10 protein-coding genes are annotated in these 13,929 nt (G+C 67.5%); 7 read left to right on the top strand and 3 right to left on the bottom strand.

What is annotated here, in order from left to right; translation table 11 throughout:
- Positions 1-2 precede the first annotated feature (2 nt).
- The 6 genes from ACOGI4_RS11210 to iolG are packed head-to-tail and all read left to right on the top strand — an operon-like array spanning position 3 to position 8,399.
- The gene (locus ACOGI4_RS11210) at positions 3-1,025 is read left to right on the top strand and encodes a substrate-binding domain-containing protein (RefSeq protein ID WP_419841752.1); all 1,023 of its coding nucleotides are present in this window, start codon (positions 3-5) and stop codon (positions 1,023-1,025) included.
- Positions 1,026-1,034: 9 nt separating this feature from the next.
- Positions 1,035-3,365 (top strand): ABC transporter permease, encoded by a 2,331-nt coding sequence (locus tag ACOGI4_RS11205; protein WP_419841751.1) that lies wholly within the window; start codon positions 1,035-1,037, stop codon positions 3,363-3,365.
- A complete protein-coding gene (locus ACOGI4_RS11200) occupies positions 3,362-4,138 on the top strand; it encodes an ATP-binding cassette domain-containing protein (RefSeq protein ID WP_419841750.1) in 777 nt (258 codons plus the stop codon). The genes ACOGI4_RS11205 and ACOGI4_RS11200 overlap by 4 nt, the downstream gene beginning before the upstream one ends.
- A 10-nt stretch (positions 4,139-4,148) precedes the next feature.
- Positions 4,149-5,438 carry a Gfo/Idh/MocA family protein gene (locus tag ACOGI4_RS11195; RefSeq protein WP_419841749.1) on the top strand — a complete coding sequence of 430 codons (1,290 nt, stop codon included), beginning with the start codon at positions 4,149-4,151 and terminating at the stop codon, positions 5,436-5,438.
- On the top strand, positions 5,431-7,362 hold the full coding sequence (gene iolD, locus ACOGI4_RS11190) for a 3D-(3,5/4)-trihydroxycyclohexane-1,2-dione acylhydrolase (decyclizing) (protein WP_419841748.1): 1,932 nt from the start codon (positions 5,431-5,433) through the stop codon (positions 7,360-7,362). Before ACOGI4_RS11195 ends, iolD begins: the two co-directional genes overlap by 8 nt.
- Positions 7,359-8,399 carry an inositol 2-dehydrogenase gene (iolG, locus tag ACOGI4_RS11185; protein WP_419841747.1) on the top strand — a complete coding sequence of 347 codons (1,041 nt, stop codon included), beginning with the start codon at positions 7,359-7,361 and terminating at the stop codon, positions 8,397-8,399. Before iolD ends, iolG begins: the two co-directional genes overlap by 4 nt.
- Before the next feature lie 57 nt (positions 8,400-8,456).
- Here iolG and ACOGI4_RS11180 read toward each other — a convergent pair whose 3' ends face one another.
- From ACOGI4_RS11180 to ACOGI4_RS11170, 3 genes are all read right to left on the bottom strand, one after another.
- Positions 8,457-9,473, bottom strand: coding sequence for a LacI family DNA-binding transcriptional regulator (locus ACOGI4_RS11180; protein ID WP_419841746.1), 1,017 nt, complete (start codon positions 9,471-9,473; stop codon positions 8,457-8,459).
- Positions 9,474-9,536: 63 nt separating this feature from the next.
- A complete protein-coding gene (locus ACOGI4_RS11175) occupies positions 9,537-10,745 on the bottom strand; it encodes a hypothetical protein (protein ID WP_419841745.1) in 1,209 nt (402 codons plus the stop codon).
- Between the two features lie 20 nt (positions 10,746-10,765).
- Entirely contained in the window at positions 10,766-11,689 is a 924-nt protein-coding gene (locus ACOGI4_RS11170) for an SMP-30/gluconolactonase/LRE family protein (RefSeq protein ID WP_419841744.1), read from the bottom strand.
- Between the two features lie 357 nt (positions 11,690-12,046).
- On the opposite strand from ACOGI4_RS11170, the gene ACOGI4_RS11165 reads away from it, so the two are divergent.
- Positions 12,047-13,669: a Calx-beta domain-containing protein gene (locus ACOGI4_RS11165; RefSeq protein WP_419841743.1), complete on the top strand. Its 1,623-nt coding sequence runs from the start codon at positions 12,047-12,049 to the stop codon at positions 13,667-13,669.
- The last annotated feature ends 260 nt before the right edge of the window (positions 13,670-13,929 follow it).

Raw genomic sequence — 13,929 nt, 5'->3', positions numbered from 1 at the left:
CCATGAAGCGCATATCCAGACTGTTGGCCGTGCTGGCCGTCATCACGCTGTTCGCAGCAGCGTGCTCGAGCGACGACAGCGACACCGCAGACGAGCCGGACACCCCGGTGCAGACCTCCGCGGACGACTCCGGCGCCGAGGTGACGCTCACCCAGAGCGACTGCGACAAGACCTACCACGTCATCACTCACGGCGATTCGGGCACCTTCTGGTCGGTCGTGGAAGTGGCGGTGAAGGACGCGTCAGAGGCCATCGGCTGCGAAGTCGTCTACTTCGGCGCCAACAATGACGCGCAGGCGCAGTCGCAAGCCATCGAAGGCGCCATCGCCGACGGCTCGGACGGCATTGCGATCTCGCTCGCGGACCCGACCGGCCTCGAGGCCGCAGCTCGGGCAGTCGTAGCCGCAGGCATTCCGCTGTACACGCTGAACTCCGGCGTCAACAACTACAAGGAACTCGGCGCGGTGACCCACATCGGCCAAACCGAGATCGTGGCCGGCAACGGTGCCGGTGAGCGATTCAACGACTTGGGTGCGTCCCACGTGCTGTGCGCTCGCCAAGAGCAGGCCAACATCGGCCTCGAAGAGCGCTGCGAGGGTCTCGCCGACACCTTCAGCGGCCAAGTGACGTCGGAGTTCATCGGTCTCGACGCCAACCCCGACGAGCAAGAGCAGACCATCGCCTCCATCCTCACCGCCGATTCCAGCATCGACGCGGTGCTCGGGGTGGGGCCCAATGTGCCACTGCGAGCGCTCGATGCCGCAGAATCAGCTGGGCGCACGCTGCTCATCGGCGGCTTCGACTTGTCCTCAGACCTGATCGCTGCGATCGAAGCGGGCGACATCGCGTTCACCGTGGACCAGCAGCAGTACCTGCAGGGATACCTTCCGGTGATCCTGATGCACCTGCAGGCAACGAACCAGAACACTGCGGGCGGCGGTTTGCCGATCCTGACCGGTCCCGGCTTCGTCACGCCCGACAATGCAGCTGAGGTCGCCGCGCTGGTCAGCGCCGGCACGAGGTAGTCCAGTCTCATGGCAGCCGCCGCCGGCGGGGCCGATGAACGGCTCGCGTACCGCGGGCCGATCCAGCAACTGCTCACCCGACCTGAAATCGGCGCGTTGCTCGGCCTCGTCGGTGTGTGGCTGCTGTTCTGGTTGACCTCAGAAGCGTTCGGCACCGCTGGCGGGACGGCCAACTTTCTCGACGTGGCGGCGCTGCTTGGCATCATGGCGGTGCCCGTGGCGCTGCTGATGATCGGCGGCGAATTCGACCTGTCGGCCGGCGCCATGACCGGCGCCACGGCCATCTTCGTCATCTTGATGAGCCGCGAGGTGGGTGAACTCGGGGGAGCGGGCTTCAGCCTGCACCTCGCAGTGCCGCTGTCGTTGGCGTTCGCGCTCGCGATCGGCTGGTTCAACGGCACGCTCGTCGAGCGGACCTCGCTGCCGAGCTTCATCGTGACGCTGGGAACGTTCTTCATTCTCATCGGCGCGAAGTTGGGTTTCGGCAAGCTGTTCACCAACAAGGTCATCGTGGAGGGTCTCGACGACGCTGCCGGCTACGCCTTCTGGGACGACATCTTCGGTGCCGAGTGGATCCGCAACCAGCACATCTGGGACGGCCGGGACTGGGCTTGGGCAGGACTGCTGGTGTTCGCCGGCGTGGCCTCGTTCTTGGGACTGCTGGAGATGACCTACGCGCGGCGAGCAGATGTCAGCGGCTGGGCGGCGCTTGGCGGCCTTGCCGGTGCTGTCGTCGCGCCGCTGTTCGGCTTCTTCATGCTGCTGAGCACCGACGGCGTTGAAGCGAATCTGGTGTGGGGGGCGCTGGTCGCTCTGGGGACCTTGGCTGGCGTCGCCATCTGGTGCGCAGCCCGCTACGAGCCGGTCCAGCGTCGAACGCGGTCGTCCGATTCCCGCACGAACAGAGCAATCGGACTGGGTGTCGCAGCGGTGGTCGCGGCCATCGTGGCGGCGCGCGCGCTGGATGCAACGAACGCGGACCAGCTCGGCTTCCTCGGCGGGGGTCTCGGGCGGGCGGTCTTCGCGCTCGGCATTGCTGCGACCGGCGTGCTGGCCGCACTGGCCGCGACCGGTCACGTCCGCACGAGCGCTCCCGTCATCGGGGTGGCGGTGGCGCTGGTGCCCACGGTCAGCTTCATGATGACGGTGCAGGCCGCGCGGGTGGTGCTCTTCGGCGGACTCGCAGTCGCCGGAGTGGTCACGCTGATGCTGACGGGAGCGCGTAACGATCAGTCGCTGTGGCTGCCGATGGGCACGGCGGTCATCGTCGCGGTGGCCGCATTCGTGGTACGGGCCGAATCGGCATCGCGCAAGCTGCGTGTCGAGCTGTTCTCGCTGCTGCTGCTGATTGCCTTGGCTCTGGCTGCGGCAGCGGTGGCCAAGGCCCTGGCTCAGCGTCGAAGCTCAGCAGTGCCGGCGCCGGTGATGGGTCCGTGGGCCCGCGCCGCCGCCATAGCGGGCGCTGCGAACGCCGTGTCTTTCGCAACGATTGAACTGGTCGACGGCGACGGTCTGTTGTACGCGTTGTCGACCGGTGCGGCCAAAGGGGGAGTGGTCGCGCTCGGCATCTATGCGCTGGCCACGTTCTGGCGGTTGCTGTTCGCCGACGGCGCGGGCATCGGCAGATCCTTGGTGACGGTCGGATTGGCGGCTGCGGGCTTGGCGCTTGCCGTCAAGCTGATGTTCATCACCACCGTCGAGGAGCAGGCCACCCAGGCCGTGACACGGTTCCGCGTCTCGGTGCTCTTCTATCTGTTGTTCGCAGCCGTCGGTGCCTGGGTGCTGGCTCGGACTCGCTTCGGCAGCTGGACCTTCGCGGTAGGCGGGAACAAGGACGCCGCTCGGTCGGTCGGAGTGCCTGCCGCCCGCACCAAGACGACGCTGTTCATGCTCGTGTCGGTGTGCGCCTGGGTGGCGGGAATGCTCATCGCCTTCCGTCTCAACTCGGTGCAAGCCAACGTGGGCGACGGCAACGAATTCCGTTACATCATCGTGGCAGTGGTCGGTGGCAACCTGCTCACCGGCGGCTACGGCTCGGCCATCGGCGCGGCGATCGGTGCGCTCATCTGGGGAATGATCAGCCAAGGCATCGGCTTTGCTCGCTGGAACACCGACTGGCGGTTCTTGGTGCTGGGGGGCTTGCTGGTGGTGGCGGTCATCGTGAACAACTACGTGCGTCAGCGGGCGGAACGCTCCCAGTCGGCGCGAGGAGATCCGGGCGACGACGAGCCACCCGGCGGCGACCACCCTGCCCGAGCACCCTCGCCGGAACGTAGCGGCGACCGAGTCGAGCGAGCCGGCAGGTCCGACGAAGCTGCTGCGCAGGGTGCCGAGCGATGAGCGACTCGCTGATCGAGCTGCGGGACATCTCCAAGTACTACGGCAACATCATCGCACTGACGGGCGTGTCCACCACGGTCGATCCCGGCGAGGTGACGTGCGTGCTGGGCGACAACGGCGCCGGGAAGTCCACCTTCATCAAGATTCTCGCAGGAGTGCACCGGCACGACGCTGGCGATCTGCTGCTGGAGGGCGAGCAGGTGAATTTCTCTTCGCCTCGCGCAGCACTCGCCGCCGGCATCGCCACCGTGTACCAGGACTTGGCCATGGTGCCGCTCATGTCGGTGTGGCGGAACTTCTTCCTCGGCGCTGAGCCCACTCGGGGCTTCGGGCCGTTCCGCCAGATCGACATCGAACAGGCCAAACGGATCGCCAAGGAACAGCTGGCGGAGATGGGCATCGACATTCGCGACACCGAGCAGCCGGTCGGCACGCTGTCGGGCGGCGAGCGCCAATCGGTGGCGATTGCTCGGGCCAGCTACTTCGGCGCCCGGGTGCTGATCCTGGACGAGCCCACGTCTGCGCTCGGCGTGAAGCAGTCCGGTGTCGTGCTGCGGCGCATCACCGAGGCGCGCGACCGAGGCCTCGCGGTGATCTTCATCACCCACAATCCCAACCATGCGTACCCAGTCGGCGACCGCTTCGTCATCCTCAATCGCGGCCACTCCATGGGCAACTTCTCCAAGGAGGACATCTCGCAGGCCGAGCTGACGCAGATGATGGCTGGCGGAGCGGAGCTCGAAGCGCTGCAGCACGAGCTGGCGACCCACTGAGCCCACTGCGGTGATCCCACGGCGACTCGGCATCGCGGTTGTCGGATTCGGCTGGATGGGCCAGGCGCACGCGCGCTCGGTGATGCGCATCCCCAGCCTGTTCGACGACCGGTCCTATGCATCCGAGCTCGTCGTCTGTGCCGACACGGTCGCGGAGCGCCGAGCGTCGGCCGGCTCGGGCTTCGGCTTCAGCGAGGTGACTGACGACTGGCGAGCGGCCGTGGACCGTCGGGATGTCGACGTGGTGTATGTCACGACACCCAACATGGTGCACGAACAGATCGTCACCGCAGCGGCCGCAGCCGGCAAGCATGTGTTCTGCGAGAAGCCGGTGGGCGGTACGCCGGCGCAGACCGTTCGCTGCTTCGAGGCAGCCGAAGCGGCGGGCAGCATCACCGGCGTCGGATACAACTACCGCTACGCACCGCTCGTGCGCCACGCGAAGGCGCTCATCGACCGCGGCGATCTCGGGCCGATCACCAACTACCGAGGGCGGTTCTTCTCCATGTTCGGCGCCGATCCGCTGGGCCTGCTGTCGTGGCGCTTCGAGCTGGACCAGGCGGGCCACGGCGTGACGAGCGACATTCTCTCTCACGCGGTCGACTTGGCGATGATGCTCAACGGCCCGATCACCGAGGTGATCGGCAGCGGTGCCACCTTCGTCAGCGAGCGTCCGGTCGCTCAGCCCGGCGCCAGCCACTACGCCCGAGGCCGGCCGGACGATCCGACGGGCCCGGTCACCAACGAGGACTACTTCGCAGCGCTCGCCGTGTTCGCTAACGGCTCGCGGGGCACCTTCGAGGCCAGTCGGACGATAACCGGCCCCGAGAGCCAGATGGCCTTCGACATCTACGGCACCGACGGCGCGGCGAGCTGGAATCTGGAGACGATGAACGAACTGCAGCTGTACTTGGCACCGAAGGACTCGAGCGCGGCCGAGCGGGGCTACATGACGGTGCGCGCCGGCGAGCGGCACCCCGGCCAGCGTGCCTTCGTTCCCGGCGATGCCAATGCCATAGGGTTCGAGGACCTCATCGCGCTCGAGGATCATCAGTACCTCGCTGCGGTGAGCGAGGGGCGCTCGCACGACGCCGGATTCGCCGAGGCTGTGGCCTACGTCAGCGTGCAGGCAGCGCTGTTGCGGAGCTGGGCGAGCGGTGCCTGGGCGGAGGTGATCCCGCTCACCTCGAGCAACGTCGACGAGCTTGCGCCTCGCGATCCCGCCGGCGTCACCGGCCGGCGGGCCGGACCCGCTGCGGACGCAGCGAGATCCCGCTGCAGGGAGGCAAGCGATGGCTGACATCGAGCTGACGACCGCCGGCGCCGTCGTCCGCTTCTTGGCGGCTCAGCGCATTGCGCTCGACGACTTGGACCCCGATGCATCCGACCGACTGTCGGCAATCGGCGACGGCGAATCGGTGCCGTTGTTCGGCGGCGTGTACGCGATCTTCGGCCACGGCAACGTGACGTGCCTGGGTCCGGAGCTGCATCGCTGGCGCCACGTGCTGCCGACTTGGCGCGGACAGAACGAACAGGGCATGGCATTGGCGGGCGTCGGGTTCGCACGAGCGATGAGACGCCGAAGGATCATGGCCGCGACCAGCTCCATCGGTCCAGGCGCCACCAACATGATCACCGCTGCCGCTGCGGCCCACGCGAACCGCATGCCGCTGCTGCTGCTGGCAGGAGACACCTTCGGCCACCGCCTGCCCGATCCGGTGCTCCAGCAGGTGGAGCACTTCGGCGAGCCCTCGACCACGGTGAATGACGCCTTTCGATCCGTCGTCCGCTACTGGGACCGGATCACGACCCCCGAACAGGTGCTGGCGAGCCTGCCGAACGCGATGGCCACGATGCTGGACCCAGCCGACTGCGGTCCTGCGTTCATCGCGCTGCCGCAGGACGCCCAAGCCCACGCGGGCCGCTTCCCCGAGCGCTTCTTCGAGCCCGTCGTCCATCGCGTGCGACGTCCGCGTCCTGACCGACGCGAGCTGGCGGCCGCCGCAGCGGTGCTCACCGCAGCGAAGCGGCCGCTGCTGGTATGCGGTGGCGGCGTTCGCTGGTCGATGGCAGAAGCGGAGCTGCGAACGGTTGCCGAGCGTCATCGCATCCCGGTCGCCGAGACTGTGGCCGGGCGAACGGCCATGCCCTCCAGCCATCCGCTCGCCTGCGGGCCGATCGGCGTGACGGGCTGCGCCGCTGCGAACGCACTGGCGGCTTCTGCCGACGTGATCGTGGCGGTCGGCACGCGGCTGGGCGACTTCGCCACCGGCTCATGGACGTTGTTCGATCATGCCGCGACGTTCGTCGGACTGAACACGGCTCGATTCGACGCGACCAAGCACAGCAGTCGCCCGCTGGTCGCCGATGCGCGCGAAGGCTTGGCCGAGCTGAGCGTCATGCTCGGCGACTACATCGCGCCGGAGGAATGGTCGGCACGCGCTGAGACCGAGACGGCGCAGTACCACGCGTACATCGACAAGATCGCAGCGCCCGAAGCCGACAGTTCGCTGGCAGGCCCGCCGACGTACGCGCAGGTGGTGGGCGCCGTGTCGAGATCGGCCAACGAGCGGACCTACGTGGTGACCGCCGCAGGCGGCCTGCCCGGCGAGACCGTGAACGGCTGGCGCAGCGACGTGGAGCACTCCTTTGACTGCGAGTACGGCTACTCCACGATGGGATACGAGATATCCGGCGCATGGGGAGCCAAGCAGGCGCTGGGAGATCGGGACGTCGTGGCGCTCGTGGGCGACGGTTCGTACCTGATGATGAACTCTGACCTGTACAGCTCGGTGCTGAGCGGCCACCCGATCACCGTCGTGGTCTGCGACAACGGCGGCTTCGCGGTCATCAACCGGCTGCAGCTGGCCCAAGGCGGCGTGTCGTTCAACAACTTCCTTGCCGACACCATGACCTCGGCGCCGACAGGCTCGATGGATCGCCCCCCGCAGGTGCCGGCGCGCGTCGACTTCGCCGCGCACGCTGCGTCCTTGGGGTGCAGCTCGGAGTCCGTCGCCACCATCGCAGAGCTGGAAGCGGCACTGCAGCGTGCCAAGAACGCCGACCGCACCTGCGTGATCGTGCTCGGGACGCACCCCGACGCATGGACGCAGGGCGGCGCGCCATGGCAGGTGGGCGTGCCCGAGGTCAGCCACCGAGCCGAGATCGCCGAAGCTGCTTCCGGCATGGCCGAGGCGATGGCCGCGCAGCGCAGAGGCTGGTGAGCGCATCGCCGGCGCACGGTGAGGCGCCCACTCGGTCGGCAGGCATCGGGCTCATCGGCTGCGGCCGCATCGGCCGGATGCACGCACGTCACATCGGCAGCGTCGCCGGACTCCACCTTGCAGCGGTGTGCGATGCCATTCCGGCCGCGTCGGCGTCGCTGGCAGACGAGCTGGACGTGCCGGCTGCCGAGAGTCCAGCGGCGCTGATGGCCCGCTGCGACGTCGATGCCGTGGCGGTCTGCTCGCCCACCGACACGCATGTCGATCTGATCGTGGCAGCCGCACGATCCGGTCTGCCGGCATTCGTCGAGAAACCGGTCTCGCTGGACCTAGCTGAGGCCGAGCGCGCTATGCGGGCTGCCGACGAGGCCGGCATCGCTGTTCAGCTGGGCTTCAACCGGCGATTCGACCCGTCGCATCGAGCCGTGGCCGAGGCCGCCCACCGCGGCGAGCTCGGGGACCTGCACCTCGTGCGCATCACCAGCCGAGACCCGCAGCCGCCGCCGCACGACTACCTCGCCGCGTCCGGCGGCATCTTCGCCGACATGATGATTCACGACTTCGACATGGCGCGCTTCGTTGTGGGCGCCGAAGTGTGCGAGGTCTACGCTGCCGGCGCCGTGCGCATCGATGCTGCGATCGGCCAGCTCGGCGACTGGGACACCGCAGCGGCCGTGCTGCGGCACGCCGACGGCACGATCACGATTGTCGACAACAGCCGACAGGCGGTCTACGGCTACGACCAGCGGGTCGAGGCCTTCGGCGCCGCCGGTGCGATGACATCACAGAACCCGACTGTCCACGATGCCATCCGATTCGGGCCAGAAGGCGCGACGGCTGCTGCGATGCCATGGTTCTTCACTGAGCGCTATGCCGAGTCGTACCGTGCCGAGTGGGCTGCGTTCGCCGGTGTGCTCGCGGGCCGCCCGCCGCCGGTGACGCTCGAGGACGGCCGCGCGTGCTTGGCGATCGCACTGGCCGCCACCCGCTCGGCGCGCCAAGGTTGCCCGATCGCCATCACGGAACCTGCGCTCTAGCTGTCTCTGCTTCACCCTTGCGTCTTGGCGTCGTCAGGAACGCCTCGGCTGCTGGGCCTATCTGGCGGGGCCGCTGGAATCGCGAACGACGAGTTCGGCATGCAGCACGGAAACGAGCGCGGTGTCCCGGCCGTTCAGCCGATCGCTCAGCATGCTGACTGCTGTGCGTCCGATGTCGGCACGGGGCAGCCGCACCGTGGTCAGTCCGGGCAGCCCGGCCACGGCATAGAGCGAATCGTCGAACCCGGTGACGCTGAGGTCGTCGGGCACGCGCCAGCCGCAGTCGGTCGCGGCGAGCACGGCGCCGCGGGCCTGAGCGTCGTTGACGCACGCGATGGCGGTCGGTCGCCGTGGACGGTGCAGCAGCCGGCCTGCGGCTTGGCGCCCATCTGCCTGCAGGAAGCCGGCAGGCTCGCAGCAGATGTGCGCGCCCAGCCCTCGTCGCTCCATCTCGACGGTGTAGCCGCGGCTCCGGGCTGCGACGTTGGGCATGTCCGCATCGCCGATGAGGGCGATGCTGCTGTGGCCCAGCTCCGCCAAGTGGCTCACTGCTGAGGCCATGGCTGCTTCGTCGTCGGTGACCAGCGTGTCGTAGTGAGCGGAGCGCAAGTCGTACATCAGTGCCAGCGTCGGCACGACATCGGCGTACTCCTCGAGCTCTGGCGCGTCGCGCCGGCCGAGCAATCCCAGCGCAAGCCCGTCCACTCGATACTCGAGCATCCGGTCGATCACCTCGCGTTCGCCGCCGGCGTCCGGCGGACTCGAGAGGTAGAGCGTTCGCATGCCGCGCCGGCCGGCCTCGGCGTCCACGGCGAACATGACCTCGCCCCAGAACGCGTCGAAGAGCCCGGTGACCACGAACCCCAGCGTGTTGCTGCTTGTACCGGCGAGCGAGCGTGCGCCGGCGTGAGCTCGGTAGCCCAGCTCCACCGCCGACTCGACGATGCGCTGCCGCGTGCTCTCGCGGACGTGCCCCTCCCCGCGCAATGCGCGCGAAACCAGCGACTTGGAGACGCCTGCATGCTGCGAGATGTCCTTGATGGTCGGATATCCGCCGCTCCGTTTCGCTGTCATGGCCTCCCTCGCAGTAGGTGACGTGATCGTGCCGATGTGCCGAACAGCCGCCGTATCCGTCGCTCAATCGAGCTGGTCAAGCCGCTTGAGATGCAGGTACAGGACACGCGTGGCCAAGACGCTGCGCAGCTCTGAAGCGAGATCGTCGTAGAAGTGCTCTCGGTATGCGGTGTCGGTCACCGACGACACGGCGAACTGCAGTGCAGACAGGGCGGCGATGAAGCCCGACACCGCGAGCAGTTCGGGCGTCAGCTCGAGATCGTGCCCCAGCACCCGCAGCCGCGCGAGCACGTTCAGCTCTTCGGTGCCGAGCCATTGCGTCAGCGTGGCCGAGTGGATCGCCATGAGCCCGAAGCCGACATAGAACAGGCCCACCACGGCACCGACCAGCACCACGCGGGCGGCCTGTGCGACCAGCATGAGCAGCCCCATGTTCGCGAGGTCCACTCGTTCAAGTGCAGGCACCCGGGCGGGGGTGCCTGTCGTCGGCTGTACCACGTCTTGCAGCGGTGAACTCGACGCGTGCAGATGAACCATCACGCTGGGCCAGTCGTCGAACGTGGCGAGGCCGCGCAGCTCCGCCGGGATCCGGAACACCAGCGATACCAGCCCGATGGCTGTCAGCGTGGCGATGCACAGTCCGTAGAACACCGGCGGCATGGCGTGGGCAACCTGCCAGAGTTCGGCGTTGATGAACAAGAAGGCGCTGAACAGCAGCAGCAGCGGCAGCAGCCGGCCGACGAGCCGGCCGATGAGTGCGATCTGCCGCAAGGCGTATGCCGCCGACCATCTCGCCATCGGTACCAAGCCGAAGCTGACCGTCACGAAGGTGAGGCCCAAGATGACGAGATTCGCGGCTGCCAGCGCCACGCCGTACCGCCAGGTCGCCGCGGACAGCAGTACAGGCAGCAGCGGCGGCAGGAACACGAAGATCGCCACCTCCACCAACCCCACGCGGTCGGGGAGTTGCAGCGGACGCCGGCCTCGCAGCCGATTGACGGCGGCCACCGCGCCTAGGCCGAGCCCTGCTCCCGCGGCTACCACGCCGAACTGGGCCCAGCCAGTGAACCGGTCGCCGAACGTGCCGAACAGCTCCGCCAAGAACACCAGCACCAACACCGGCACGGCACGGGTGAGCACGTCGGTGGTGGCGCGGTAGTCGTCGATGACGTGCGGCACGCCGCGTCGCACGAACCACCGCTCGGTCTGCTCGAGTCGTTCGCTCAGCGTCGCGTCTGCGGCAGTGTTCACAGGTTTGCCGTCCGCAGGCACGGCGTCGGAATGCGAGCGCCTCAGAATGCCAGCCTCAGTCCGGGGCGCGGCCAGCTGCCCACCGCGAGCCGCCCGGTGCTCGACAAGGTGACGTACGCCGTGCGCAGATCGGGGCCGCCGAAGCAGATGTTGGTCGTGACGGTGTCGTCGGTCGGGGCGAACTCGAGTTCTTCGCCCTCGCGAGTGAAGGTGCTGATGCCGCCAGTGAAGATGGTGGCCACGCTCACGTTGCCGTCAGCATCCATCGCGAGGGAGTCGAAGTACTTGCGGCCGCCGGGACGGGCCACGAACCAGCCCCGTGCCGGGACACCGGCGGCCGGCTTGCCGGGGCCTTCGAGATCGAATGCGTAGACGGCGCCTTGGAAGGTCTCAGCCACGTACACGCGGTCTTCGGCGGGCGCGATGCCGACCCCGTTCGGTCCGTCCAGCGGGAAAGCCACTTCTTCGATACGGCACCCGTCGGCGGTGGCGTAGTACAAGCCGCCACGGTCCCGGTCGCGGGCGCGGGTCTTGCCGTGATCGGTGAACCAGAAGCCCCCGGCTGAGTCGAACACGAGGTCGTTCGGGCCCTTCAGCGGCACGCCGTTCACATCGGCGTAAATGATGTCCACCTCGCCGGTGTGGAGATCGATGCGCTCGATCCGACCCGTGGTGTAGTCGGAAGCCACCTCGCCGGGCACGGTTCGCCCGCGGACGGTGATCCACTCGAATCCGCCGTTGTTGCAGACGTAGAGGGCGCCGTCGGGCCCCAGCGCTGCGCCGTTCGGACCGCCTCCCGGCGTTGCGACGACATCCTTGCGGCCGTCGGAAACGTCGATCCGGGTGATCGTGCCCCGCCCGATCTCCACCACCGCCACCGAGCCGTCGGGCAGCACCACCGGTCCTTCGGGGAAGAACAAGCCCTCAGCGATGGTCTCGAAGTGATCCGGCCCGAAGAAGCTCACGCCCTCCGAAGCTACTTCGCGTCTGGGCGCGGTTGCCCGGCTTTGTCCCTGGCATGTCCGGCGGTGCCGGCTGGGGTGGGGGCTTGTGTGCTCGGTTCTTCGTGTTTGTGCGGTGGCGATGCTGCTGTTGGTGGCGGTGGTGGGGTGTGTTGGGTGTGGTGGCCTCGTGCGGTTGCCCGGCTGTTGGGTTGTGTGGTGTTGTCGGGCGGGGGGTGGGGGTGGTAGATTGTGGGCGTTGTTGTTGTCGATTCTCTTCCGCAATTCTCGCGGGGGGGGGGGTCGTGGCTGATGTCTGTTCAGGGTGTTTCGGTTCGTGGTGCGGGCCAGCGGTTGTCTGCCCGTCGTTTGGCTGCCGCTGTGGCGGCTGTGGCGTTGGCGGGGTCGTTGGTGGCGGTGCTGGCGCCGGCGGGGTCGGCGCAGGCGCCGTTGTCGGTGTCGGTGGCGCCGGTGAGCGTGGCTGAGGGTGACAGCGGCAGGACGAGCATGGTGTTTTCGGTGGTGTTGTCGGGTTCGCCGTCTGCTGATGTGTCGTTGCGGGCGCGGGCGGCGCGGTTGGGCGGCACGGCGCGTGGCGGCGCGACGGCTGCAGGCCGCGATTTTTTTGGTTTCCATTCTCGTGCGGTGCGGTTCGCGTCGGGCGCGTCGGGGGACGCGTTGACTCAGCGTGTGACGGTGGGGGTGATCGGGGACACGCTGCACGAGCCGGACGAGACGTTCGGGTTCGAGCTGTACGGGCTGGTTTCGGACGATGCACGTGTGCAGTTCACGGGCGGTGTGGCGAGGTTGAGGGTGACGGGCACGATCACTGACGACGACGATGGGCCCGGCGAGGGCGACCCGGTGGTGTCGGTGCAGCCGGTGAGCATGCTTGAGGGCAGTTCGGGCAAGAAAGACATGGTCTTCCAGGTCACGCTGGCGGGCACGAACACGGAGCCGATCACGATGGAGGCGGTGGCGAAGTCGCAGAGGTCGAACGCGAAGTGGTATCCGGGCACCGCGAAGGGGAGCAGGGGCGCGGGTCGTGATTTCGTGGCGACCGAGCAGACGGTGACGTTCGTGGCGAACTCTGTGGAGCTGACCAAGCAGGTGAAGGTGAAGGTGATCGGCGACGACGTGGACGAGCCGGACGAGACGTTCACGCTGCGTTTGAAGAACCTGACCGGCGCGGTGTTCAAGGGCGGGGACACGTCGATAGCGGTGACCGGCACCATCCGCAACGACGACGCCGAAGACGCACAAGGCGGCACCCCCTCCACCAGCACCACCAGCACGCCGCCCCAGTCCAGCACGACGACCACCACCAGCACCACCAGCACGCCGCCCCAGTCCAGCACGACGACCACGACGACCACGGCGAAACCGGCGGTGGAGACGAAGTCTGTGGTGACAGCCACGATGGCCGGCACCACGATGACGGTGTCGTGGACCGACGCTGTTATCCCCGACTGCGAGATCACGAGGTACTACGTCACTGTGTATGCCTTTGGCGGCACCTTCACTCAAGTGAGGAGAAATGTCACGGACGCGACGAGGACTTGGGAAGTGCCCAACATCGTCCTAGGGCATGAGTACGTGGCCCAAGTGATCGCGTACGGCGCGTGCGGCAAGAGTCTGAAGACGACCAACCAGTTCCCGGTGGCTGATCCGACGGCGACGACCACGACCACGGAAGCGCAGCCTGATGGACCGCCGAGCGATCCGACGAGTCTGACTGCTCAGAAGAGCAATGGCTCGGTGACGTTCACGTGGTCCAGCGGCGGGAACGGAAAAGACGGTGAGTGCCCGACAACAGGCTATGCCGTCCAGCTCAAAGCCACCCAATTTGGGACTGCATTAGTGACAGAGTATCCCACAGGTACGTCGTGGACGCCGAAGATTACCTTGCAGACCGGAACCCAGTATTACTTCCACGTATCCGCTTCCGGCGACTGCAAGAATGCTTACTCAAGAGGTTGGACCGGGATGCATTACACCCACTGATCTGGCCGCCGGGCGGCACACCTGCTCGCGCTGCACGGTGGCGGAGATCTAGGAACCCAGCCCGCCCAACAGCGCAGAATCTGTGCAGCTGGCAGTTCTGCGTCTACAACTCCGACAAGCGCTCCATTGAGGACGACCTGGCACTCGCCGAGCGCACCTTGAGCCTGCTGGCCGACGAAGACATCGACCCCGCGGCCGTCACCGCTTGGCTGGCCGAACCCTGAATCGGCGCCTGCCGGCTCGTGCCCGAACTCAGGTGT

The organism is Candidatus Poriferisodalis sp. (assembly GCF_965205175.1).
Taxonomy (GTDB): Bacteria; Actinomycetota; Acidimicrobiia; order Acidimicrobiales; family Poriferisodalaceae; genus Poriferisodalis.
Note: the sequence above shows the minus strand (reverse complement) of the source record. Positions and strands in the feature narration are given on the sequence as shown.